We start from the raw sequence: 23,535 nt of genomic DNA, 5'->3' as shown, positions 1-23,535 counted from the left end.
AAATGACTGCTCTGGCTCGTTTGACTGAAGGAGGCTTCAGCATAGGCATCGAAGCCCCTCTGGACAATGACTGGACGCTTGCGGGCGAACAGGCGCGGCGCCAGACTGGCCGCCTGCCGGGCGAGCCGGATCTGCGCCGCCATGCCGAACTGGCCCGGCTGGCCGACCGGCTTGGTTTTCGCGCCCTGTGGGTGCGGGACGTGCCACTGTACGACCCATCCTTCGGCGACGCAGCCCAGGTGTTCGAGGTGTTTTCCTATCTTGGCTATCTGGCTGGCGTCACGCAGAACATCCTGCTGGGCACCGCAGCCGTGGTGCTGCCCATACGCGAGCCGTTGCTTACGCTGAAGTCGGCCGCAACGGTGCAGCGCCTGAGCGGCAACCGCCTGCTGCTGGGCGTGGCCAGCGGCGATCGACCTGTGGAGTATCCGCTGTTCGGCCGAGAGTTCGAGGGGCGTGGCGCTAACTTCCGCGACCAGGTGGCGCTTCTGCGGGAAGGGCCGCAGGCCCGCCTGCCGGACGGACTGGATGTGCTGCCTCGCGTGGAGTCGCCCCTGCCGCTGCTGGTGGCAGGCCTGGCCCAGCAGACCCCCTCCTGGGTCGGGGAGCACATGGACGGCTGCCTGGCCTATCCGGGCACGCCAGAGAACCACGCGCGCCGCGTGGCGGCCTGGCGCGACGTGGCGGGCGACACGCCTCATACCAAACCCTATGCCAGCTTTATCCATCTGGATTTGGCGGAAAACGCCGACGAGCCGTTGCAACGCTGGCGCTTCGGCCTGCGCGGCGGCCGCAAGGCGCTGATTGCCGAACTGCACGCGCTGCGCGCCGCAGGCGTCGATCACATTGGGCTGCATTTTCGCCGCAACCAGCGCCCGCTGGACGAGACCTTTCACGAGATCGCCGAGCACGTGCTGCCAATTTTTCATCGTTCATCGGCCAAGGTGGCTGCACCGGCCGTGGAGATTTGCAATGTCTGATACCCAAGATTTCCTGTTCAAACCGTATTCCATGGGTGGGTTGACACTACCCAACCGCATCGTCATGCCGCCGATGACGCGTTCGCGCGCCAGCCAGCCCGGCGACGTGCCCAATGAGCTCATGGCCGAGTATTACGCGCAGCGCGCCAGCGCCGGCCTCATCGTCAGCGAAGGCACCTGGATCTCGCCCCTGGGCAAGGGATACGCCTGGACGCCCGGCATCCACACTGCCGAGCAATTGGCGGGATGGCGCAAGGTAACCGATGCGGTGCACGCGGCGGGCGGCCGCATCTTCGCCCAGCTCTGGCATGTGGGCCGCTTGAGCCACACCAGCCTGCTCGACGGTGCATCGCCCGTGTCTTCCTCGGCCATCCAGGCCAAGGGGGTGAATGTCTTCGTGGCCGATGCCGAGGGCAAGCCCGGTTTTGTCCAGGCCTCCGAGCCGCGCGCCCTGAGCGTTGCCGAGATCCATGCCATCGTCGGTGAATACCGCCAGGCTGCGCGCAACGCCATGGCTGCGGGTTTCGACGGCGTGGAACTGCACGCGGCCAATGGCTACCTGGTCAACCAGTTCATAGATTCGAACGCCAACAACCGCAAGGACGAGTACGGCGGCGCGCTGGAAAATCGCCTGCGCTTCCTGGGCGAAGTGGCGCAGGCGCTGGTCGAGGGCACGGGCGACGCCGCCCGCGTGGGCATACGCCTCGCGCCGCTGACCACGCTCAACGGCTGCGAGGACGCCGACCCCCAAACTACCTACCTGGGCGCGGCCAGGCTGCTGGCCGGCATGGGCGTGGGCTATATCCACATCGCCGAGGCGGATTGGGAAGATGCGCCGCACATGCCCGTGGACTTCAAGCAGCGCCTGCGCCAGGCTTTCCCCGGCACCATGATTTATGCCGGCGCCTATACGGCCGAGCGCGCCCGCGAGGCGCTGGAGCAGGGCTGGGCCGACCTGATCGGCTTTGGCCGGCCCTTTGTCGCCAATCCCGACCTGCCCGAACGGCTGCGCACCGGCGCGCCGCTGAACCTGCATGACCGCGCAACGCTGTTCGGCGGCGGCGAGCGCGGCCTGACCGACTACCCCGTACTGGAAACCGAAGAGGCCTGAGCCATGAACACGAAAACCGACAGGACCGCGCCCAAGCGCATGTCCGCGCCGACCGTAATCGGCTTCGGCACGGCGCCCTTGGGCAACATGTACCGCAACATTCCCGAGCAGGAAGCGCTGGCCACGGTGGAGTCTGCCTGGCAGCAAGGCATACGCTACTTCGACGCCGCCCCGCTGTACGGCGCGGGCCTGGCCGAGCTTCGCCTGGGCGAGGCACTGCAGCGCCATCCGCGCAGCGAATACGTGCTGACCACCAAGGTGGGGCGCCTGATCCTGGACGAGGTGGAGGATACTTCCAGGCGCGACCTGGGCGAGAAGGGCGGCCTGTTCGAGCACGGTCTGTCCAACAAGATCGCCTACGACTACACGGCCGACGGCACCATGCGCGCCATCGAGGGCAGCCTCAAGCGTCTGAAGACCGACCACATCGACCATGTCTTCATCCATGACCCGGCGGTGGACTTTCATGGCGACAGCTGGAAGGACGTGTTCCAGGTGGCCATGGATGGCGCCGCCAAGGCCTTGACCCGCCTGCGCGAGCAGGGCGTGATCAAGGGTTGGGGCCTGGGCGTGAACCGCGTCGAACCCTGCGAAATGGCGCTGGAGCAGTCCGATCCCGACGGCTTTCTGCTGGCGGGCCGCTACACGCTGCTTGACCACGCCGAGGCACTGCGCAAGCTGATGCCGGCCAGCCTGGAGCGCGGCGTGGGCATCGTGGTGGGAGGTCCGTACAACTCCGGCGTGCTGGCAGGCGGCGCGCACTACGAATACCAGAAGGCCACGCCGGAGGTGCTGGCGCGCGTGGAGCGGCTGCGCCGGCTGGCTGCCGATCATCAGGTCGACATCCGCGCGGCGGCGCTGCAATTTTCGCTGGCCCATCCGGCGGTGATCGCTGCCATTCCTGGCGCCAGCCGGCCGGAACGCATTGCCGAGAATCTGGCCTTGGCCAAGGCGCCGATTCCCGCTGCATTCTGGAATGCGCTGCGCGAGCAAGGCTTGGTGTCGGCGGACGCGCCCCTGCCGCTCTGATTGAAGCCATGAGCGCGGTCGATCCAGGACAGGGTCGGCAGCGCTCCCAGCCAACTTTTTTCGGGATTGACCATGAGCACCCCCAACACCTCCCGTCCGTTGTTCGCCGGCCGCAGCTTCCGTGTCGACTATGACGGTCTGTCGGCACACAACATCTATTCGGAAGACGGCAAGACGATCCGCTACGCCATCGTCTCCGGCGCCTATGCCGGCGCGAGCGGCGAGGCGCAATGCCAGTGGCAGGAAGTCAGCGACGGCGTTTACGCGATCTCCTGGCAGGAAGCAGACGGCGCCACGGTCGTGCATATCGACGATTTCGTCGGCGGCCGTTCGCAGGCCTATTTCACGGCCGCCGATCTGGGCTTTTACCGCATGCAGGGACCGCTGACCGAGCTCGCTATTCAGAACGCCCAAGACATTTGACAAGCGTGGACGGTGGGCGCAAGCTTCATGTCATGCGCCGATCCCTGACCCCGTTCGCCCTGATTATTACCACCATTAGGACCATGGTGGGTTAGCGCGCGTCAGTACATCGCTACACAAACCCGCCAGAGGCGGGTTTTTTGTTGGCCCGTCTCCTGCATGCAGTTTCCTCCAGGAGAGCCCCCCATGATGTCCAACACTGATGCTTCCCCTTCGGCCGCGCCCATGCTGCACTTTCTATGCGGCAAGATCGGGGCGGGCAAGTCCACCCTGGCGCGGAAACTGGCCGCGCGGCCACGCACCATCCTGCTCAACGAGGACAGCTGGCTGGCCGCGCTGTATCCAGGTGAGATTCTGGACCTTGCCGACTACGGCCGTTGCGCCAGCCGCCTGCGCAATGCAATGGGCAGCCACGTCGCCGCGCTGGTGAAGGCAGGGCTATCGGTGGTGCTGGATTTTCCGGCCAACACGCGGCGCAGCCGGGAATGGCTGCGGCAAGTGGCGCAAGCGGCAGGCTGCACGCATCAGCTGCATTACCTGGACCTGCCCGATGAGGTGTGCAAGGCCAGGCTGCGCGCGCGCAACGCCTCGGGCACGCACCCTTACACCACCACGGACGAGCAATACGATGCCATCACGGCGTACTTTGCCGAGCCGCACCCGGACGAAGGGTTCAATCTGCTGCGCCATTGGCAAGACTGAACGGGCGCGCGCGGGGCGGGCGCCTGCTATGATTGCTGGATAAATATCCAGTCTTCCGGCCCGGCCGATGTTTCCCGCCTACCGTTACTACTATCTGCACAACTTCCAGCGCGCGCTGGCGTGGGTCGGTGACCGCTACGCCGACCTGCTGGACGACGGCGAACGCCGCTTCATGGCCGAGTTTCCAGCCCTGCCGCAGGCGTCCCAGGCCCTGATGGTGCGCATGCTGATGCGGCGAGGCCCCTGGTTCCGCGCCAGCCGGCTGGTCTACGAGGAAATCGGCGCGGCGGAAGTCGCCGCCGAGCCGCTGTTGGCGCTGGGGTGGTTGGATGCGCACGCGCCGATGACGCTGGACGAGTTGTTCGGCCTTTACACCAAGCCGGAGCTCAACCGCATGTTTGCCGGGGTCTGCGTCAAATCCGGATCCCGCAAGGCCGACCTGCTGGAGGCCGCCCGGACGGCAGGCGCAGCCCCGCGGCCATGCACGGACTGGAACCCTGGCGCGCAAGAGCCAGTCTGGCGCGTGACCGTCACAGACATCTGCGAACGCTTTCGCCTGATGTTCTTTGGCAACCTGCACCAGGACTGGTCGGAGTTCGTGCTGGCAGACCTGGGCGTGTTCCAGTATGAGACGGTGCCGTTCGATGCCACATCCCGCGCATTCCAGACGCGGGACGATGTGGACTGTTATCTGGCCTTGCACGCCTGCCGCGTGGCGCTGGGCGAGGGCGCCGACCCTGACATGCTGATGCAGGCGGTGCAGGCCTGCGCCAGCGGCAATCCCTGGCTGGAAAAGCGCCGCGCCAAGGTTCTTTTGCGTATTGGGCAGGCTTGCGAGCGGGCGCAGGACTGGGACACTGCGCAACGCGCTTATGAAAGCTGTGCCTACCCGGGCGCGCGGCATCGCCGTATTCGCGTCTATGAGCGCATGGCGCGATACGGCGATGCCCTGGCCTTGGCCTTGCAGGCGCAGACAGCGCCCGAAAGCGAAGAAGAAGCCCAGCGCCTGGTGCGCATGTTGCCTCGCCTGCACCGTGGCGTCGGGCAGAGCGCGCCGGCGCGCGCGGCGGCGCCGGCCTTGCTGCGCACCGACCTGACGCTGGCGCGGCCGGCGGAGCCCGCCTCGGTGGAATTCGTCACGCGCGATCACCTGCACCGGGACGATGCGCCCGTGCATTACGTGGAAAATGCGCTGATCAATTCGCTGTTCGGGCTGCTGTGCTGGCCCGCGGTGTTCGCGCCCTTGCCGGGGGCTTTCTTCCATCCTTTCCAGCGCGGCCCGGCGGACCTGGACGCGCCGGATTTCCATCAGCGCCGCGCGGCGTTGTTCGCGCAATGCCTGGCGCAACTGGATACGCCTCACTATCGCGACTTGATCCTGCGGCGCTATGCGGACAAGTCGGGGCTGCAATCGCCCTTCGTGTTCTGGGGTTCCTTGTCCGAAGACTTGCTGAACCAGGCGCTGGACTGCCTGCCTGCCGCACATCTCAAGCTCTATTTCGAACGCCTCTTGCGCGACGTCAAGGCCAACCGGTCCGGCCTGCCTGACCTGGTCCGCTTCTGGCCGTCGGAACGCCGCTATGAGCTGATCGAGGTAAAAGGGCCGGGCGACAAGCTGCAGGACAACCAGATCCGCTGGCTGCAATATTGCGTGTCGCACGGCATGCCCGTGCGGGTATGCCACGTCAGTTGGCGTGAGGACGCCGCATGAGCTATGCCGTGGCGGTGCGGGCGTTATGCGAATTCACGGCGCGCGCCGGTGACCTGGATCTGCGCTTCACCCCCGCGCCCACGGGCCTGGAGGGCATGGCGGGCCACGCGGCCGTGACCGCCCGCCGCGGGCCGGCGTACGAGACCGAAGTGGTGTTGTCAGGCCAGCATGAAGGCCTGCTGGTCCGCGGCCGCGCCGACGGCTATGACCCGGTGGCCAACCAGCTCGAAGAAATCAAGACCTATCGCGGCCGGCTGGACAGCGTGCGCGACAACCACCGCGCCGTGCATTGGGCGCAGGCGCGGGTGTATGGGCATCTGCTGTGCCAGGCGCGCGGGCTGGATAGCCTGCGCGTGGCGCTGGTGTATTTCAATGTGGTCACCGAGGAAGAGACCGTGCTGGTGGAAACGCACGAGGCTCCGGCGCTCGCTGCGTTCTTCCGCGAACAATGCGCGCGTTTCCTGGCCTGGGCCGCCGCAGAACTGGAACACCGGCAGGCGCGCGACGTGGCACTGGAGCAACTGGCGTTTCCGCATGGCGAATTCCGCGCGGGGCAGCGCGACCTGGCCGTGGCCGCCTACCGCACGGCGCGGGACGGCGGCTGCCTGATGGCGCAGGCGCCCACCGGCATAGGCAAGACGCTGGGCACGATATTTCCGTTGCTCAAGGCCAGCCCGGGCGCGGGCCTGGACAAGATTTTCTTCCTGGCGGCCAAGAGCCCGGGCCGCGGCCTGGCGCTGGAAGCGCTGGAAACCGTCAACGCGCAGCCAGCGGCGCCCGGACTGCGCGTGCTGGACCTGCAGGCGCGCGACAAGACCTGCGTGCACCCGGACCTGGCCTGCCATGGGGAGTCCTGCCCGCTGGCCCAGGGCTTCTACGACCGCCTGCCGCAGGCGCGCGAGGCGGCGCTCGCGCACGCGCGGCTGGACGCTGCCACGGTGGCGGCGGCCGCGCGTGAGCATCAGGTCTGCCCGTATTACCTGTCGCAGGAACTGATCCGCTGGAGCGACGTCGTGGTGGGCGACTACAACTACTACTACGATGCCACGGCGATGCTGTACGCCATGACGCAGGCGTATCAGTGGAAGGTGGCTGTGCTCGTGGACGAGGCGCACAATCTGGTCGACCGGGCCCGCCGCATGTACACCGGCGAACTGGACCAGGCCTCGCTGGCGGCGGCGCGCTATGCCGCGCCCAAGGCCCTGAAGAAGTCCCTGGACGGCTTGCAGCGTTCCTGGAACGCGCTGAACAAAAAACAGGCGGAACGCTATCAGGCCTATGACGACGTCGCAGCCGGCGTGCTGGCCGCGGTGCAGAAGGCGGTGGGCGCAATCATGGATCACATGGCGGAATCGCCACTGCCGCAGGATGATCCGGTGCTGGCGTTCTACTTCGAGGCCCTGCAATTCATGCGGCTGGCCGAGCAGTTCGGTTCGCATGCGCTGTTCGACGTGACCCTTTCGGACGCAAGCGCCGCCGGCGCCAAGACGCGGCCGTCCGTTCTGTGCGTGCGCAATGTGATTCCTGCGCCGTATCTGGCGGCGCGTTATGCGGCGGCACACGCCACGGTGCTGTTCTCCGGCACGCTCAGTCCGCAGCAGTTCTACCGTGACACGCTGGGCCTGCCAGCGGCCACGCCCTGGCTGGACGTGGCCGCGCCGTTCCAGGCCGAGCAACTGGCGGTGCGGGTGGTGGGCAATGTCTCCACGCGCTATCGGGATCGCGAGCGTTCACTGGCTCCCATCGTCGAGCTGATTGCGCGCCAGTACGAGGAAAGGCCCGGGAACTACCTGGGCTTTCTCAGCAGCTTCGATTACCTGCGGCAGGTGGCCGACCTGATGCGCGAACGCCATCCCTCGGTGCCGATCTGGCTGCAGACCCCCGGCATGGACGAGGCCGGCCGCGCCGCGTTCCTGGCGCGTTTTACCGAGGCGGGGCAGGGGGTGGGCTTCGCGGTGCTGGGCGGAGCCTTCTCCGAAGGCGTGGATCTGCCAGGCAAGCGGCTGATTGGCGCTTTCATCGCCACGCTGGGGCTGCCTCAGGTGAACCCCGTGAACGAAAACATGAAGCGCGCCATGGACCAGCGGTATGGGGTAGACAAGGGCTACGACTACACCTATCTGTACCCGGGCATGCAGAAAGTGGTGCAGGCGGCGGGCCGTGTCATCCGTACCGAGCACGACGTGGGCACGGTGCACCTGATCGATGACCGCTACCGGCGCGCCAAGGTGCGCGGCCTGCTGCCCGGCTGGTGGCGCGTGGAATGATCAGGCCGGGCGCAGTTCCGTCAGCGGCTGGCTGGGGTCGCGGCTGAGCTGGTAGCCGTACCACAGGCTGCGCGCCATGCGCTTGGCCATTTCCTGGGCGGCGTCGGCCAGCGCGCGGTTGGGCAGGGCGTCCGTGGTTTCGCGCCACAGCGCCAGCCAGCGCTCGAACAATTCGGCGCTCAGGTTCGGCATGGCGGCGTGCTTGGGCATGGGCATGCCGGTAAACCGACGGGTGCCCAGCAACACGGCGGACCAGAAATCCGACAGCGTCGCCAGGTGCTCGTCCCAGTCATGCACCTGCCTGTTGAAGACCGGCCCCAGCTGCGCGTCGGCGCGCGCCTTGCCATAGAAGGTGTGCACCAGGTCGCGGATTTCGGCTTCCGTGCAAATGTCTTCGGCTGGGGTCAAGGTCGTCTCCTGTGGGGCGGAAGGCGATCTTAGGTCGAGTCTGCCAGCCCGCGGTTTGATCTGGCGCAAGTTTTCAGGCGCGCGTCGCGCGCGAACGCCGCGAGCGCGGCGCCTTCCGTTTGCGTAATATTGTCTGCCTGCGCGGCCGGCGTTCGGCTCGCGTCACCCGATAAGACAGCGCGCCCGGAACTCCCGGCGCCACAAGGAGACCCGCATGACCCTCGCAGCCCCGGCCGCCGCCGATGCATTGAACGACATCGTGGCCATGCCCGCCCACGCGCTGTCCGAGGCGATCCGGCAGCGGCAGGTTTCCTGCCGGGAGGTCATGACCGCCTATCTGTCGCACATCGACCGGATCAATCCTAAGCTGAACGCCATTGTCGCCCGGCGCGACAGCGACGAACTGCTGCGCGAAGCCGACGAGCGCGACGCCCAACTGGCGGCCGGCCAATGGCTGGGCTGGCTGCATGGCATGCCGCAGGCGCCCAAGGACCTGACGGCGGTGCGCGGCATGGTCACGTCCATGGGCTCGCTCGTCTACAAGGATCAGGTCACGGCGCACGACTCCATCATCATCGAGCGGATGCGCGCGGCCGGCGCCATCTTTATCGGCCGCAGCAATGTGCCGGAGTTCGGCCTGGGTTCGCATACCTATAACCAGGTGTACGGCACCACGGGCAACCCTTACGATCCGTCCAGAACCGCGGGCGGTAGCAGCGGCGGGGCGGCCGCGGCGCTGGCCGCCCGCATGCTGCCGGTGGCGGACGGCAGCGATTTCGGCGGTTCGCTGCGCAATCCCGCGGCGTTCTGCAACGTCTATGGCATGCGGCCGTCGGCCGGCCGCGTGCCTTACGGGCCGTCGACCGAGGTGTTCCTCAAGCAGCTCGCGTATGAAGGACCCATGGGGCGTTCGCCGCGGGACGTGGCCCTGCTGCTGTCCGTGATGGCGGGCCCCGACCGCCGCGTGCCGTTGTCCCTGACCGGCGATCCGGCGCAGTTCGCCCAAGCTCTGGATGCCGACTTGCGCGGCAAACGCGTGGGATGGTTGGGGGACTGGGAGGGTTATCTGCCGATGGAAGCGGGCATCCTGGAACTGTGCGAGCTGGCCCTCGCGGACTTGAGGCTGGCAGGTTGCGAGACGGTCGATTACCAGGTGCCGTTCGCTGGCGAACGCCTTTGGCGGATCTGGCTGGCGCATCGCCACCTCATGGTTGGGGGGCAGCTCCACCCGCTGGTCCACAACCCGGAGACGCGCAAGCTGGTCAAGCCGGCCGTGGTCTGGGAGGTGGAAGGGCTGGAAGGCATGACGGCGCGGCAGGTCTACCAGGCGACCGAAGAGCGCAGCGCCTGGTATCACACGGTGTTGCGCATGTTTGAGGACGTGGACTACCTGGCGGTGCCTTCGGCGCAGGTATTCCCTTTCGATGCGGCGCTGGACTGGCCCAAGGAAATCGGGGGGCGTCCGATGGACACCTATCACCGCTGGATGGAAACGGTCACGCCCTGGACGCTGGCGGGCTGCCCGGTGATCAGCGTGCCAGTGGGCTTTAACGCGGCGGGGTTGCCCATGGGCATGCAGTTGATCGGGCCGCCGCAGGCCGACCTGGCCGTGCTGCAGTTGGCGCACGCCTACGGCCAGGCCCGCGACTGGGTCGAATCCCGTCCGCCGGCGACGCTCTGGGGCGGAATCGCCTGAAAACGCGCTTGGTACGCATTGTTGCGGGAAAAGACAAGCCCTTGTAAGAGGGCTTTGCTTTTTTCCGACGACAACCGTCATATTTGGTGCAATTTCGGCCTTTCCCGTGGCTGGCGGGCTTCGCCTTTGCAATAATTGTCAACCAACTCACAACATCCCGTAATAAATGGACAGCCTTGTGTCCCTGGTTTGGTTCCAGAATATTTCGGTCCAATCGACGAGTTGAATTTGCATAGAGGTTTTCCGGCATGAAGAATCTGACACTACGCCAGCGCATCCTGGCCAGCTTCCTGGCGATTCTGGCCATCATGGCGTTGATGGTGGTGATGGATTACCGGCGGCTGCTGGTCATCGAGTCGGAAGTCGAGCTGATCAATAACGACGCCGTCCCCGGCATCTACTACAGCACCTCGATCCGCGCCTCGTGGTTCGCCGGCTTCGTGGTGGTGCAGGACGCCTTCAATATGGAGACCGAGCAGGAGCGGCGCAACGTCCTGGATGCGCTGCCGCAGAACGATCAGCTGCTCGAGGACCATATCGCGCAGTACCGTCGCACCATTGCGCGCGAGGACGACAGCCGGATGTTCCAGGATTTCGAAAAGGAGCTGCAGGATTACAAGCGCATCCGCGCAATGATCCTGGCGCCCGCCACACTGGCCGACCCGGCGCGGGCGCAAGCCCTGATCAAGGCCGAACTGCGGCCCGCGTTCTACAAGGGCCGCGACATCCTGGCCAAGATGGTGTCGGAGAACAAGAAGCAGGCGGACGAAGCCGCCGTCGCCATCAAGCAATCCGTGGACAGTGCTGAAGTGCGCATGCTGGTGTCCCTGGCGCTGGCCATCGTGGCCGCCATCATTTGCGGCATTCTGCTAATGCGCGCCATCGCCAACCCCATGCGCGCCATCGTCAAGACCCTTGAGGCCACGGGAGGCGGCGACCTCACTCGGCGCCTGACGCTGGCGCGCAAGGATGAGTTCAATGCCATCGAATCGGGTTTCAACGGCATGGTGGATGAACTGACCGGCCTGGTCGGCAAGACCCAGCGCTCGGCGGTGCAAGTGGCCACCTCGGTTACCGAGATCGCGGCGACTTCCAAGCAACAGCAAGCCACCGCCTCTGAAGTGGCTGCGACCACGACCGAGATCGGCGTCACCTCGCGGGAAATTTCCGCGACCTCGCGCGAGCTGGTCCGCACCATGGCCGAAGTCTCGGGCGCTGCCGAGCAGACAGCGGCGCTGGCGGGTAGCGGTCAGGTGGGGCTGGCGCGCATGGAAGACACCATGCGCAACGTGGTGGGCGCGGCGGGTTCGGTCAATGCCAAGCTGGCGATCCTGAACGAGAAAGCCGGAAATATCACACAAGTAGTAACTACAATCACGAAGGTGGCCGACCAGACGAATCTGCTTTCGCTGAACGCGGCGATCGAGGCCGAGAAGGCCGGCGAGTATGGCCGTGGCTTCGTGGTGGTGGCGACCGAGATCCGCCGTCTGGCGGATCAGACCGCCGTCGCTACCTACGACATCGAGCAGATGGTGCGCGAAATCCAGTCGTCCGTGTCGGCGGGCGTCATGGGCATGGACAAGTTCTCGGAAGAGGTCCGGCGCGGCATGGCCGACATGCAGCAGGTGGGCGATCAGCTGTCGCAGATCATTCAGCAGGTGCAGACGCTGGCGCCGCGCGTGCAGATGGTCAACGAGGGCATGCAGGCGCAGGCCACCGGCGCCGAACAGATCAACCAGGCGCTGCAGCAGCTGAGCGACGCCGCCCAGCAGACCGTGGAATCGCTGCGCCAGTCCACGCTGGCGATCGAAGAGCTGAACCTGGTGGCCAACGATTTGCGTAGCGGCGTTTCGCGTTTCAAGGTGTGATGGCAGCCATGGCGCAGCACGCTCCCTCCGCCGCGGCCGGACGCCGGCTGTACCTGCTGTTCCGCATCGGCGGCGACCGCTACGCGCTGGACGCGAGCGGCATCATCGAGGTGCTGGGCCTGCGAGAGCTGAAGCAGGTGCCGGGCGCGCCGGCCTGGGTAGCGGGCGTGCTGGACCGCCGCGGGGTACCCGTGCCGGTCATCGACATGAGCGCGCTGGCGGGTGGCCATGCCGCCGCGGCCGTTACCAGCACCCGCCTGGCGCTGGTGCGCTACCAGACGAGCCCCGCAGCAGCGGAGCATCTGCTGGGGCTGATCCTGGAGCAGGCGACCGAAACCGTGCATTACGATCCCGCTGCCTTCCAGTCCGGCGGCCTGGACAATCCGGACGCCCGCTATCTGGGACCGGTACTCAGCGATGCCGGCGGCATGGTGCAGGCGGTCAATGTGGACGACCTGCTGCCGGCGCCTGTGCGCGCGCGCTTGTTTCCCGATGATGCCGCTGGCGTGGCGCGCGGGGCGCGGCCATGATGCTCATCGACGATTTCAGCGCCTTGCTCAAGCGGCGCATGGGCCTGGACAGCGGTTCCATCGGCAAGGCCGCGGTTGAGCGGGCGGTGCGCCGCAGAATGGGCATTGCCGGCATCGCCGATGAGCAGGACTATCTGTGGCAGGTGCAGGCTTCCCCGGTTGAAATGCAGCAGCTGATCGAAGCGGTCATCGTGCCGGAGACCTGGTTCTTCCGCTATCCGGAATCGCAGGCGGCCATGGCCGCGCTGGCGCGCGCGCGCCTGTATGCCCCTGGCGCGGAGGGCCGCGTGCTGCGCGTGCTGAGCGTGCCGTGTTCCAGCGGCGAGGAACCGTACTCCATCGCCATGGCGCTGCTGGACGCCGGTGTCGCGGCCGAACGTTTCCAGATCGACGCGGTCGACATCAGCGTGCGCATGGTCGAATTCGCGCAGCGCGCCCTGTACGGCCGCAATTCGTTCCGAGGGGAAGAGCTCGGCTACCGCGACCGCTATTTTTCCGAAACGGCTGACGGCCATCAATTGGCAGCCCAGGTGGTCGGGCAGGTGCGTTTCCGCCCGGGCAATCTGTTCGATCCCGATCTGCTGGCGGGGGTTGCGCCCTATGACTTCGTGTTCTGCCGCAACCTGCTCATCTATTTCGACTCGGCCACCCAGGAACGCGCCGTGCAGCTGCTGCGCGGGTTCACGCGCGACGACGGCGTGCTTTTTGTGGGGCCAGCCGAAACCACGCTGCTGACCAGTCGCCGGTTGCCCGCGGTGGCGATGGCGCGCTCGTTCGCATTTCTGGCCAAGCCGCTGCCGCCGCCCGCAGCGCCTGTCGCCGCGCCGGCCGCGGCACGGCCCATCGTGCACAGCTGGACTCCGCCCAGGCGGCCGCTGGCCCAGACGCCGGCGCCCGGCCTGCCGGTGCCCCATGCCCCCATTCCCGCTGCGCCTGCCGCGTCGTCGGCCGCGCCAGACGGCGCGCAGGCGTCCTTGCGCCACATCGCAACGCTGGCCGACCAGGGGCGGGTACAGGACGCCATGGCGCAGTGCCGGGCGCATATCCAGAGTCATGGCGCCAGCGCGCAGGCCCTGTACTTGCAGGGCCTGCTGCAAGACGCAACGGGTGACGTGCGGCAGGCGCAGGCGGCGTACCGCAAGGCGCTTTATCTGGACCCGACGCATCGCGAGGCTCTTTTGCACCTCGCCGCACTGGTAGCCTCGGATGGCGACCACGAAGCGGCCCGCCGCCTGCAGGCGCGCGCGGCGCGCGGGGAGGCGCGACGTGGCTGAGACGATAAGCGCGCTGTCCGACGTGGACGATTGCTGGAACCGTATCGGTATCCGCGGCGACAAGAGCTGCGGACAGTTGCCGGAACACGTGCATTGCCGCAACTGTCCGGTGTATGCCGCGGCGGCCAAGCGCATCCTCGACCGCCTGCCGCCGCAGATGGACGAAGTGGACGGGGGCGCGGCCGAGGTCGTTGGCGCCAATCTGTCTTCGCTGCTGGTGTTTCGCGTGCATCGTGAATGGCTGGGGTTGCCGACGCGGGCCCTGGACGAAGTGGCCGGCACCCGCCGCATCCTGAGCCTGCCGCATCGCCGCGATCCGGCCATGCTGGGCGTGACCAACGTGCGCGGCTCGCTGACGGTATGCGTGTCGCTGGCGCGCCTGCTGGGCCTGGAAGCCGCGGCGGATACATCGCGCGAGCGGCCGGTTACCGCGCGCATGCTGATCCTGGGCGGGGCAGGCCGGGCGGTGGTGGCGCCGGTGGACGAGGTCGAGGGCATCCACGCCGTCGATCTGGAGCAACTGGAACCCCTGCCGGCGACCGTGGAGGGCGCAAGCTTGAAGTATTCGCGCGGCATGGTCCGCTGCGGCAGCCGCGCGGTAGGCGTATTGGATGACACCTTGCTGATGCAAGCGTTGGAACGGAGTCTGGCGTGAATCCGGAACAGATGCGCGATGCCTCGCTCCTGGAGCTGTTCCAGCTCGAAACCCGCACCCAGGTGCAGGTGCTGAACAACGGTCTGCTGGCGCTGGAGCACGATCCGACCTCGGCGCCGCAGCTGGAAGCCTGCATGCGCGCGGCGCATTCGCTCAAGGGCGCCGCCCGCATTGTCGACCTGCATCCGGCGGTGCGCATCGCGCACGCCATGGAGGACTGCCTGGTCGAAGCGCGTGAGGGCCGCCTGCGTTTGCAAGCGGCTGATATCGACGCCTTGTTGCTGGGCGCGGACCTGCTGCAGCGGGTGGCGACGCCGGGCGCGGAGTTGGGCAGCGAGATCGACGAGCTGGTGGAGCGCCTGAGCAACGCGCCGCACACGCCGCCGGCCGCGGTCTCGGTACCCAAGCCGTCGGATTTCCTGCCGCCGATTCCGGCCATGGACGAACCGCCCGCCGCCGTGTTGCAACGGCGCAGTTCCGATCTGGGGCTGGGCGAGGGCGAGCGGGTGTTGCGCGTGACGGCCGACACGCTCAATAAATTGCTGGGACTGTCCAGCGAGACGCTGGTCGAGTCGCATTGGATCGGACCCTTCGGTTCCTCGATGCTGCGCTTGAAACGCATGCAGGCAGGGGCGGTGCAGGCGCTGGATGGCGTGCGGGCCGCGCTGGCCGGACAGGTCCTGGACGCGCAAGCGCAGGCGGCGCTGGACGATGCGCTGCGCATCGTCGAACAATGCCAGCAGGAGCTCTCGCAGCGCACCAGCGAGGTCGACGAATTCGGCTGGCGCATGGGCCATCTTGCCCAGCGCTTGTACGACACCGCGCTGGCTTGCCGCATGCGGCCGTTTGGCGACGGGGTGGGCGGCATGGCGCGCATGGTGCGAGACATAGGCCGCGCGCTGGGCAAGCAGGTGCGGCTGGAAATCGAAGGCGAGTCCACCCAGGTGGATCGTGACATCCTGGAAAAGCTGGATGCGCCGCTGATGCATCTGCTGCGCAACGCGGTGGACCACGGCATCGAAATGCCGCAGGAACGCCTGGCGGCGGGCAAGCCGGCCGAAGGCCTGATCCGCTTGTCGGCGCGCCACGCGGCCGGCATGTTGCTGATCGAACTGGGCGACGACGGCGCCGGCATATCGCTGGACCGCCTGCGCACGGAGGTGGCGCAGCGCAAGCTGGCCAGCGCGGAAACCGCGGCGCGGCTTACCGAGGCCGAGCTGCTGGAGTTCCTGTTCCTGTCGGGATTCAGCACGCGCGGCGAAGTCACCGAGATTTCGGGGCGCGGCGTGGGCCTGGACGTGGTGCAGACCATGGTGCGCCAGCTGCGCGGCGCGGTGCGCATCCAGCAGCATACGGGCCAGGGCACGCGCTTCATGCTGGAAATGCCCCTGTCCCTGTCGGTGGTGCGCAGCCTGCTGGTCGAGGTGCAGGACGAGATCTACGCTTTTCCGCTGGCCTACGTGAACCATGCGCTGCAGGTGCGCGCGCAGGACATCGAACAGCTGGAGGGGCATCAGCATTTCCGTTTCATGGACCGCCAGATCGGATTGGTGTCCGCGCGCCAGATCCTGCGCAAGAGCGGGTCCGCGCCGGCATCCGAGACGGTGTGCGTGGTGTTGATCGGCGACCATGACAGGCTTTACGGCATCGCCGTGGACCGCTACGTGGGCGAGCGCACGCTGGTGGTGCAGCCGCTGGACCCGCGCCTGGGCAAGGTGCAGGACGTGATGGCGGGCGCCTTGATGGATGACGGCACGCCGTTGCTGATCCTCGACGTGGAAGACATGCTGGTGTCGGTGCAGAAGCTCGTGGAGGGCGGACAGCTGACGCGGGTGGATGGCGCGGGCGCGGCCGAGCAGACACGCAGGCGCAAGCGCGTGCTGGTGGTTGACGATTCCCTCACGGTGCGCGAACTGGAGCGCAAGCTGTTGGTGAACCGCGGCTACGACGTTGCCGTGGCGGTGGACGGCATGGACGGCTGGAACATGCTGCGCGGCGAGGCTTTCGACCTGGTCGTGACCGACGTCGACATGCCGCGCATGGACGGCATCGAGCTGGTGTCGCGCATCAAGGCCGACCCCAAGTTGCAGGGGCTGCCCGTGATGGTGGTGTCGTACAAGGACCGGGAAGAGGACAGGAGGCGCGGGCTGGACGCTGGCGCCGACTACTATCTGGCCAAGGGCAGCTTCCATGATGATGCGCTGCTCGAGGCCGTGGAAGACTTGATCGGAAAGGCTCACACGTGAGAGTCGGAATCGTCAACGACATGCCGATGGCAGTCGAAGTGCTGCGGCGCGCCATTGCGCTGGAACCCGGGCTGGATGTCGCTTGGGTCGCTGTCAACGGCCAGGAGGCCGTGGACCTGTGCGCGCGTGACCGTCCGGACGTGGTGCTGATGGATCTCATCATGCCCATCATGGACGGCGTGGAGGCCACGCGCCGCATCATGGCGGAAACACCGTGCGCCATCGTGGTGGTCACCGCCGACGTGGCGCGCCATACCTCGCGCGTGTTCGACGCCATGGGCCACGGCGCGCTCGACGCGGCCGATACGCCGGTGGTTGGCGGCGCGGACATGCGCACGGCCGCGGCGCCGCTGCTGCGCAAGATACGGAACGTGGGCTGGCTCATCGGCCGCTACGGCAAGCGTCCCGCCCTGACTCCCGTGGCGCGGCCCATGCCGCAGGCGGACGCCAAGCGCTTGCTGGTCATCGGCGCCTCGGCGGGCGGTCCGCCGGCCCTGGCGCAACTGCTCAAGGGCATTCCGCCGGCGTTTCCCGCCGGCATCGTGCTGGTGCAGCACGTGGACGCCTCGTTCGCCGGGGGCATGGCGGACTGGCTCAACGAACAGGCGCCGCTGCCTGTCAGGTTGGTGCGCGAGGGCGAATGGCCAGAGCCCGGCCAGATCCTGCTGGCCGGTACCGGCGACCATCTGCATATGCTGGCGGACGGCACGCTGCGTTACACCGAGAGCCCCAAGGAAAGCCTGTACCGGCCTTCCATCGATGTTTTTTTCCATAGCGTGGCGCAGCACTGGCGCGGCATGGCAGTCGGCGTGCTGCTGACGGGCATGGGCCAGGACGGCGCGCGCGGGCTGAAGGCGCTGCGCGAGCGCGGCTACCTGACGATTGCGCAGGATCAGGCCTCCAGCGCCGTCTACGGCATGCCCAAGGCCGCGGCGGCCATGCAGGCCGCAGTGGAAATCAGCCCATTGGACCAAATCGCTCCCCGCTTGATCCAGGCTTTTGCCTGAGCGGACGGACCTCGAGAGAATTCAAGGACTTACTATGCAACCTCCCATTGACAGCTCGGCCTCGGCGAACCTGCATTCGCATGCGGCCATGGTGTTGCTCGTCGACGACCAGGTGATGGTCGGCGAGGCCATCAGGCGGGCGTTGGCCACGGAGGGCAATATCGACTTCCACTATTGCTCGGATCCCGAAAAAGCCCTGACGGTGGCGATCCAGACCCGGCCCACGGTCATCCTGCAGGACTTGGTGCTGCCGGGAGTGGACGGCTTGAGCCTGGTACAGGAGTACCGCGGTCATCCCGTGACGCGCGACATCCCCATCATCGTCTTGTCCACCAAGGAAGATCCTGCGATCAAGAGCGCGGCCTTTGCCGCCGGCGCCAACGACTATCTGGTGAAGCTGCCCGATTCCATCGAGCTGGTGGCGCGCATCCGTTACCACTCGCGCTCCTATCTGGCGCTGGTGCAGCGCGACGAGGCCTACCAGGCCTTGCGCCAGAGCCAGCAACAGCTGCTGGAAAGCAATATGGAACTGCGCCGCCTGACCAATTCCGATGGCTTGACCGGCCTGGGCAACCGCCGCTATTTCGACGAATACCTCAACGCCGAATGGCAGCGCGCGCGACGCGACGGCCGCGAGATCAGCATGCTCATGATCGACGTGGACCACTTCAAGGCCTACAACGACACATACGGCCACATCGCGGGCGACGAAGCGCTCAAGCGGGTTGCCAATACCATCTTTGCCAGCTGCGACCGCTCGACCGACCTGGCGGCCCGCTTTGGCGGCGAGGAGTTTGCCCTGGTATTGCCCGGCACGCCGGCCGGCAGCGCGCGGCTCGCCGCCGAAAAGCTGCGCCGCGCGGTGGAGGCTTTGCAGATTCCGCAAAAGGACACGGGCGACGGCCCTTGGCTGACCGTCAGCATTGGCACGGCCACGGCCGTGCCCCAGGGCGAGCAGGCTTGCACCGACCTGATTCAGGTGGCTGACCGTGGCCTGTATCAGGCGAAGCGGCAGGGGCGCAACCGCGTCGTGCCCGGCGTGATGTAGCGTGCGGACCGGGGCGCGGGGTCTCAATGGCCCCTAGAGGTGCAGCCTCGTCGAGGACTTCACCTCGTGCATGGATAGCGTGCTCAGCAGCTCCTTGACCCCGGGCAAGGTGCGCAGGCGGCTGCGCACGAACTCCGAGTAGGCGTCGAAATCGCGCGCCACGATGTGCAGCAGATAGTCATGCTGCCCGGTGGTGTTGTGGCAGGCCAGGACCTCGGGCATGGCCAGCACGCTGGCTTCGAAGGCCTGGCAGGTCTTTTCCGTGTGGTTCTCCAGCGAGATGCTGACGAAGGCCACGACGCCGATGCCCAGCGCGCGGCGGTCCAGTACGGCCTGGTAGCCCCGGATCACACCGGCGGACTCCAGCCGCTTCAAACGTTTCCAGCAAGGCGAGGCCGATAGCGAAACGCGTTCGGCCAATTCGGCATTGCTGAGCCGGCCATCTTCTTGAAGGATTTTCATGATTTTCCAATCGATCGCGTCAAGTTGATGTAACAAGGCAGAGTCTTTCATGGGTGGCCGTCAATAGGAAAGGTTATTTCGCATTATGGCGGTCTGGTGAGCGAAATGGAAAGAAACTTGCCCCGCCCTGTCGCCATACTTCCATGCAGCCCGAGGCGGCCGGCGCTATCGTCTCTGCATGCGTGACGCGCCTGCCCGGCGGCCCGTCCGGGCGCCCGGAATCCAGACAGAGAGGCACACCATGAGTTATTCCAGCTATCACAAGAAAGACATCTTCGGCCGCCCGCTGCACGCGGAAACGCAGATGATGTCCTACGGCTTCGACCCCTTTCTGTCGGAGGGCGCGGTCAAGCCGCCGGTGTTCCTGACATCGACTTTCGCATTCCGTTCGGCCGAGGATGGCGCGGCGTTTTTCGACCTGGTTTCTGGCCGCAAGCCCTTGCCCCAGGGCGAATCGGCGGGGCTGGTGTACAGCCGGTTCAATCATCCCAACCTGGAGATCGTCGAAGACCGCCTGGCCTTGCTGGACGGATCGGAAGACGCCGCGGTCACTTCCAGCGGCATGTCGGCGATCAGCGCGGTGTTCATGGCTTTTTTGCGGCCGGGCGACCAGCTGGTGCAGTCGGTGCCCTTGTATGGCGGCACGGAGACCTTGATTTCCAAGATCTTTCCGGAATGGGGCATAGGCTCGCACGCCATCGAGGACGGCCTGTCGGCCAAGAGCATGCGGGCGGCGCTGGAGGCCGCGGCGGCCCAGGGACCGGTGCGTCTCTTCTATGTGGAAACGCCGGCCAACCCGACCAATGCACTCATCGACTTCGAGGCCATGAAGAACGAGCTCGACGCGTTTGAAGCGCGGCATGGCTACCGTCCGGTGTCGGTGTGCGACAACACGCTTCTGGGACCGATCTTCCAGAAGCCGGCGGAGCACGGCGTGGATCTATGCGTGTATTCGCTGACCAAGTACGTGGGCGGCCATAGCGACCTGGTGGCGGGCGCCGTCACCGGCAGCAAGTCCCTTATCAAGAAGGTGCGCGCCATCCGCAGCGCGTTTGGCTCGCAGCTGGACCCGCATTCGTGCTGGATGATCACGCGTTCAATGGAGACGGTGGTATTGCGGATGAAACAGGCGGCGCGCACGGCGACCAAGGTGGCTCAGTGGCTATCAGGCAATCCGCTTGAAAAAGTGCGCATATTCCATCCCGAATTGATCAGTGACCGGGCCTACCAGGAGGTGTACAAGCGCCAATGCACGGGGCCGGGCTCGACCTTCGCTTTCGTGCTGGATGGCGGGCGCGCCAAGGCGTTCCGCTTCATCAACGCCTTGCACCTGTTCAAGTCGGCCGTCAGCCTGGGCGGCACTGAATCGCTGATCTGCCATCCGGCCTCGACTACGCATTCCGGCGTGCCGGCCGCCGAGCGCGATGCGGCTGGCGTGTCCGAAGGGCTGGTCCGCGTGTCGATCGGCCTGGAGCACGAGGAGGACCTGATCGCAGACATGGATCACGCTTTCCGCAACTGCTGAGCTGCGGCTGGCATGGCTGGCCTGTCTCAGGTCGCCATGCGCCTGCGGTTGAAGAGCACGAATCCGGCCGTGACCAACAGCATTGCCGCCGCGGTGGCGATGACGGCGGCATAGCCGGTGTCGAAGGCCGTCTTGGCCAGGCGGGTCAACACCATGCCCAGGTCCGACGATAGGCCGTCGGCGACGATCAGCGCCTGGTCCAGGCTGTCGCGGGCCATGTCGGACTGGGCCAGGCCGGGCGGCACGGCGAGCGTGTGCGCGTAGACGCCGGACAGGATGGAACCCATCAGCGTGACGCCCACGGCGCCGCCGAGTTCGTACGACACTTCCTCGATGGATGCCGCCATGCCGGCGCGCTCCGGGGTGGCGCTTTGCATGATGGTGCTGGACGCCGCGGTCATGGTGGCGCCGATGCCCGCGCCCAGCACGCACAGGCTGGCCATTTGCGGCAGCAGCGCGCCGTCGTAACTGAGCAGGTAGCCGGTCATGCCCAGGCCCGATACCAGCAGCGACAGGAACAGCATGGTGGCGCTGTTGACATGCCCCAGCAGCCAGCCGGCCAACGGGCCGGCGATAAAGGCGGCAAGCGACAGGGGCAGGATGAAGAGGGCGGCTTCCAGGGGCGACATGCCCATGACCAGCTGCAACCGCTGGCTGAACACCAGTTCCATGCCCAACAGCGCGGCCGCGGCGAACAAGGCGGCTGCCACGGCCGAGCTGAAGCTGAGGTTGCGGAAGATGGCGAAGTCGATCATGGGATAGGGGCGCGCGCGCTGGCGCCGTACAAACACCGCGAGCATGGCCGCGCCCGCTGCGCAGGCCAGGCCGGCATCGCGCCAGGAAGGCTCGGTCTTGCCCAGTTCCTTCAGCGCGTAGGCGCACAGGATCAGGCCGGCCATGACCTGCAGTGAACCCGGCAGATCCCAGGGCCGCGAGGCGTCCGGGCGGCTGGCCGGGATGTAGCGCCAGGCCAGCGGCAGCGCCAGCAGCACGATGGGCACATTGATGAGGAACACGGAACCCCACCAGAAATGCTCGAGCAACACGCCGCCCACGACCGGCCCTACCGCGGCTCCGCCCGAAGCCACCGAGGCCCAGACCCCAATGGCAATGGCGCGTTCGCGCTCATCGGCGAAGGTCAGGCGCAGGATCGACAGGGTGGCGGGCATCATCATGGCGGCACCCACCGCCAGCAGCGCGCGCGCCGCGATCAACGCGGCGGCGCCCGGCGAATAGGCCGCCGCCAGCGAGGCCGCGCCGAACACGGCCAGCCCCGCCATGAACAGGCGCTTGTGACCCAGACGGTCGCCCAGCGTGCCCATGCCTAGCAGCAGGCCGGACACGACCAGCGCGTATATGTTCACGATCCACAGCTTTTCCGACGCGTTGACGTGCAACTCATGCGTAAGCCGGGGCAGCGCGGTATAGAGGACGGTCATGTCCACCACGATCAACAACAAGGCGCTGGACACGATGGCCAGCACCAGCCAGCGGCCGGGCGCGGCCGTGGCGACAGCGTTCGGTTCAGTCCGCTGCATGGTTCTACTCCAGAAGCTGAAACGCTTGCCGCGCCGCGTGCGCGGGCGGGGCCGGGATGGCCGGGTTTCAGAGAGCGCCATTATCCATCTTGCAATCAGCAAGAAAAAGTTAGAATCCATCTATAAATCAGATGGGTCATTGAGAAATCAGCCATGCAATGGACACTGGAGCAGCTCCGCCAATTCATCGCTGCGGCAGAGGCCGGGTCGTTCTCCGCGGCGGCGCGACGCCTGGGCCGCGCACAGTCGGCAGTCAGCACCTCGGTGGGCTTGCTGGAAGCGGACTTGGGGGTGGAGTTGTTCGACCGATCGCGTCGCAACGCCACCCTGACCGCGGCCGGCGCGGTCATGCTGCAAGAGGCGCGCGAACTGCTGCGCCAGGCGGGCTCCCTGGAGCAGCGCGCGCTGTCCTTCGCCGCCGGGCGCGAGGCGCAGTTGTCCATCGCGCTGGACGAGGGGCTGCCTTATCTGGTGGCGGACCAACTGCTCAAGGAACTCGCCGAACGCTACCCGGCGCTGGAACTGACCCAGCTCAACGGGACCGCGACGGAGGTGGCGGACTACGTGGAGCAGGGCCGTGCCAGCCTGGCGTTCCATTTCGACCGGGGCGACCCTGGCAGCGTCTTTGCACACCGCCACCTGGGCAACGTGGCCCAGGGCATTTTCGTGGCCCAGGCCCACCCGCTGGCCGCGCTGCCCGAGGTCGGACGCAACGACCTGGCGCGGCATCGCCAACTGCTGATGCAGATGGACGGCGTGGATCAGGTGGTGCTGAGCCCCACCGTGTGGCGGGCGGACAGCAGCTACAACATCGCCGCCATGGCCGCCAATGGGGTGGGTTGGGCGATCCTGCCGCTGAACATCGGCGAATACGAAGGGTTCAGCAGCGCGCTCGTCAGCGTCCGCTGCACGGATCTGTTCCTGCCCATGCTATCCGTGCGCACCCTTTGGCTGCAGGGCGGCACCCTGAGCGAGACCGAGCAATGGCTGCAGCAGCGCATGGGCCAACTGCTGCGCGCGGGGTAGCCGGCGCGGGCAGTGGCTGGCGCGCAGGG

Annotated in this window: 20 protein-coding genes; 17 read left to right on the top strand and 3 right to left on the bottom strand. The window is 66.7% G+C overall.

What is annotated here, in order from left to right:
- Positions 1 to 2: 2 nt before the first annotated feature.
- The 7 genes from CEY08_RS24810 to CEY08_RS24780 all read left to right on the top strand — a co-directional run bounded on the left by CEY08_RS24810 (position 3) and on the right by CEY08_RS24780 (position 8,223).
- Positions 3 to 980: a TIGR03571 family LLM class oxidoreductase gene (locus CEY08_RS24810; protein ID WP_076813983.1), complete on the top strand. Its 978-nt coding sequence runs from the start codon at positions 3 to 5 to the stop codon at positions 978 to 980.
- On the top strand, positions 973 to 2,091 hold the full coding sequence (locus CEY08_RS24805; protein ID WP_076813981.1) for an alkene reductase: 1,119 nt from the start codon (positions 973 to 975) through the stop codon (positions 2,089 to 2,091). The genes CEY08_RS24810 and CEY08_RS24805 overlap by 8 nt, the downstream gene beginning before the upstream one ends.
- Before the next feature lie 3 nt (positions 2,092 to 2,094).
- Entirely contained in the window at positions 2,095 to 3,120 is a 1,026-nt protein-coding gene (locus tag CEY08_RS24800) for an aldo/keto reductase (protein WP_076813978.1), read from the top strand.
- A gap of 72 nt (positions 3,121 to 3,192) precedes the next feature.
- Positions 3,193 to 3,543: a phenolic acid decarboxylase gene (locus CEY08_RS24795; RefSeq protein WP_076813976.1), complete on the top strand. Its 351-nt coding sequence runs from the start codon at positions 3,193 to 3,195 to the stop codon at positions 3,541 to 3,543.
- A gap of 189 nt (positions 3,544 to 3,732) precedes the next feature.
- Positions 3,733 to 4,245, top strand: coding sequence for a P-loop nucleotide/nucleoside kinase family protein (locus CEY08_RS24790; protein WP_084738670.1), 513 nt, complete (start codon positions 3,733 to 3,735; stop codon positions 4,243 to 4,245).
- Positions 4,246 to 4,312: 67 nt separating this feature from the next.
- The gene (locus tag CEY08_RS24785; RefSeq protein ID WP_076813971.1) at positions 4,313 to 5,956 is read left to right on the top strand and encodes a VRR-NUC domain-containing protein; all 1,644 of its coding nucleotides are present in this window, start codon (positions 4,313 to 4,315) and stop codon (positions 5,954 to 5,956) included.
- Positions 5,953 to 8,223, top strand: a complete 2,271-nt coding sequence (locus tag CEY08_RS24780) for an ATP-dependent DNA helicase (RefSeq protein WP_076813968.1) — start codon at positions 5,953 to 5,955, stop codon at positions 8,221 to 8,223. Before CEY08_RS24785 ends, CEY08_RS24780 begins: the two co-directional genes overlap by 4 nt.
- Here CEY08_RS24780 and CEY08_RS24775 read toward each other — a convergent pair whose 3' ends face one another.
- The gene (locus CEY08_RS24775; protein WP_076813965.1) at positions 8,224 to 8,631 is read right to left on the bottom strand and encodes a group III truncated hemoglobin; all 408 of its coding nucleotides are present in this window, start codon (positions 8,629 to 8,631) and stop codon (positions 8,224 to 8,226) included.
- Between the two features lie 214 nt (positions 8,632 to 8,845).
- Between CEY08_RS24775 and CEY08_RS24770 the strand changes: the two genes are divergently transcribed.
- The 8 genes from CEY08_RS24770 to CEY08_RS24735 all read left to right on the top strand — a co-directional run bounded on the left by CEY08_RS24770 (position 8,846) and on the right by CEY08_RS24735 (position 18,955).
- A complete protein-coding gene (locus tag CEY08_RS24770) occupies positions 8,846 to 10,327 on the top strand; it encodes an amidase (protein WP_076813963.1) in 1,482 nt (493 codons plus the stop codon).
- Between the two features lie 248 nt (positions 10,328 to 10,575).
- Entirely contained in the window at positions 10,576 to 12,195 is a 1,620-nt protein-coding gene (locus CEY08_RS24765) for a methyl-accepting chemotaxis protein (protein WP_076813959.1), read from the top strand.
- Complete coding sequence (locus tag CEY08_RS24760) at positions 12,195 to 12,725, top strand: chemotaxis protein CheW (protein ID WP_076813957.1); 531 nt, start codon at positions 12,195 to 12,197, stop codon at positions 12,723 to 12,725. Before CEY08_RS24765 ends, CEY08_RS24760 begins: the two co-directional genes overlap by 1 nt.
- Positions 12,722 to 13,999: a CheR family methyltransferase gene (locus CEY08_RS24755; RefSeq protein WP_076813955.1), complete on the top strand. Its 1,278-nt coding sequence runs from the start codon at positions 12,722 to 12,724 to the stop codon at positions 13,997 to 13,999. The genes CEY08_RS24760 and CEY08_RS24755 overlap by 4 nt, the downstream gene beginning before the upstream one ends.
- Entirely contained in the window at positions 13,992 to 14,654 is a 663-nt protein-coding gene (locus CEY08_RS24750) for a chemotaxis protein CheW (protein WP_076817741.1), read from the top strand. The genes CEY08_RS24755 and CEY08_RS24750 overlap by 8 nt, the downstream gene beginning before the upstream one ends.
- A complete protein-coding gene (locus CEY08_RS24745) occupies positions 14,651 to 16,900 on the top strand; it encodes a hybrid sensor histidine kinase/response regulator (RefSeq protein WP_076813952.1) in 2,250 nt (749 codons plus the stop codon). Before CEY08_RS24750 ends, CEY08_RS24745 begins: the two co-directional genes overlap by 4 nt.
- Positions 16,897 to 17,907 (top strand): chemotaxis response regulator protein-glutamate methylesterase, encoded by a 1,011-nt coding sequence (gene cheB, locus CEY08_RS24740; protein WP_076813950.1) that lies wholly within the window; start codon positions 16,897 to 16,899, stop codon positions 17,905 to 17,907. The genes CEY08_RS24745 and cheB overlap by 4 nt, the downstream gene beginning before the upstream one ends.
- Positions 17,908 to 17,941: 34 nt before the next feature.
- Entirely contained in the window at positions 17,942 to 18,955 is a 1,014-nt protein-coding gene (locus tag CEY08_RS24735) for a response regulator (RefSeq protein ID WP_042793887.1), read from the top strand.
- A 33-nt stretch (positions 18,956 to 18,988) separates the two neighbouring features.
- Here the strand turns inward: CEY08_RS24735 and CEY08_RS24730 are convergent, their stop codons facing one another.
- Positions 18,989 to 19,468 carry an Lrp/AsnC family transcriptional regulator gene (locus CEY08_RS24730; protein WP_076813948.1) on the bottom strand — a complete coding sequence of 160 codons (480 nt, stop codon included), beginning with the start codon at positions 19,466 to 19,468 and terminating at the stop codon, positions 18,989 to 18,991.
- A gap of 190 nt (positions 19,469 to 19,658) precedes the next feature.
- On the opposite strand from CEY08_RS24730, the gene CEY08_RS24725 reads away from it, so the two are divergent.
- Complete coding sequence (locus CEY08_RS24725; protein ID WP_042793886.1) at positions 19,659 to 20,942, top strand: cystathionine gamma-synthase family protein; 1,284 nt, start codon at positions 19,659 to 19,661, stop codon at positions 20,940 to 20,942.
- A gap of 26 nt (positions 20,943 to 20,968) precedes the next feature.
- Here CEY08_RS24725 and CEY08_RS24720 read toward each other — a convergent pair whose 3' ends face one another.
- Positions 20,969 to 22,480 carry an MFS transporter gene (locus CEY08_RS24720; RefSeq protein WP_042793885.1) on the bottom strand — a complete coding sequence of 504 codons (1,512 nt, stop codon included), beginning with the start codon at positions 22,478 to 22,480 and terminating at the stop codon, positions 20,969 to 20,971.
- A gap of 153 nt (positions 22,481 to 22,633) precedes the next feature.
- Between CEY08_RS24720 and CEY08_RS24715 the strand changes: the two genes are divergently transcribed.
- The gene (locus tag CEY08_RS24715) at positions 22,634 to 23,506 is read left to right on the top strand and encodes a LysR family transcriptional regulator (protein WP_076813945.1); all 873 of its coding nucleotides are present in this window, start codon (positions 22,634 to 22,636) and stop codon (positions 23,504 to 23,506) included.
- The last annotated feature ends 29 nt before the right edge of the window (positions 23,507 to 23,535 follow it).

Origin of the sequence: Achromobacter insolitus (assembly GCF_002209555.1) — a bacterium.
In the GTDB taxonomy this organism is placed as follows: Bacteria; Pseudomonadota; Gammaproteobacteria; order Burkholderiales; family Burkholderiaceae_B; genus Achromobacter; species Achromobacter insolitus.
The sequence above is the reverse complement of the archived record's forward strand: the minus strand, read 5'-3'. Positions and strand labels throughout refer to the sequence as shown.

Bases quoted from the DNA above. Each gene is read 5' to 3' on its own strand.
- CEY08_RS24810 (WP_076813983.1), top strand. From the start codon at position 3: ATGACTGCTCTGGCTCGTTTGACTGAAGGAGGCTTCAGCATAGGCATC.
- CEY08_RS24715 (WP_076813945.1), top strand. From the start codon at position 22,634: ATGCAATGGACACTGGAGCAGCTCCGCCAATTCATCGCTGCGGCAGAG.
- CEY08_RS24780 (WP_076813968.1), top strand. From the start codon at position 5,953: ATGAGCTATGCCGTGGCGGTGCGGGCGTTATGCGAATTCACGGCGCGC.
- CEY08_RS24805 (WP_076813981.1), top strand. From the start codon at position 973: ATGTCTGATACCCAAGATTTCCTGTTCAAACCGTATTCCATGGGTGGG.
- CEY08_RS24785 (WP_076813971.1), top strand. From the start codon at position 4,313: ATGTTTCCCGCCTACCGTTACTACTATCTGCACAACTTCCAGCGCGCG.
- CEY08_RS24800 (WP_076813978.1), top strand. From the start codon at position 2,095: ATGAACACGAAAACCGACAGGACCGCGCCCAAGCGCATGTCCGCGCCG.
- CEY08_RS24720 (WP_042793885.1), bottom strand. From the start codon at position 22,480: ATGCAGCGGACTGAACCGAACGCTGTCGCCACGGCCGCGCCCGGCCGC.
- CEY08_RS24790 (WP_084738670.1), top strand. From the start codon at position 3,733: ATGTCCAACACTGATGCTTCCCCTTCGGCCGCGCCCATGCTGCACTTT.
- CEY08_RS24765 (WP_076813959.1), top strand. From the start codon at position 10,576: ATGAAGAATCTGACACTACGCCAGCGCATCCTGGCCAGCTTCCTGGCG.
- CEY08_RS24760 (WP_076813957.1), top strand. From the start codon at position 12,195: ATGGCAGCCATGGCGCAGCACGCTCCCTCCGCCGCGGCCGGACGCCGG.
- CEY08_RS24730 (WP_076813948.1), bottom strand. From the start codon at position 19,468: ATGAAAGACTCTGCCTTGTTACATCAACTTGACGCGATCGATTGGAAA.
- CEY08_RS24735 (WP_042793887.1), top strand. From the start codon at position 17,942: ATGCAACCTCCCATTGACAGCTCGGCCTCGGCGAACCTGCATTCGCAT.
- CEY08_RS24755 (WP_076813955.1), top strand. From the start codon at position 12,722: ATGATGCTCATCGACGATTTCAGCGCCTTGCTCAAGCGGCGCATGGGC.
- CEY08_RS24725 (WP_042793886.1), top strand. From the start codon at position 19,659: ATGAGTTATTCCAGCTATCACAAGAAAGACATCTTCGGCCGCCCGCTG.
- CEY08_RS24770 (WP_076813963.1), top strand. From the start codon at position 8,846: ATGACCCTCGCAGCCCCGGCCGCCGCCGATGCATTGAACGACATCGTG.
- CEY08_RS24795 (WP_076813976.1), top strand. From the start codon at position 3,193: ATGAGCACCCCCAACACCTCCCGTCCGTTGTTCGCCGGCCGCAGCTTC.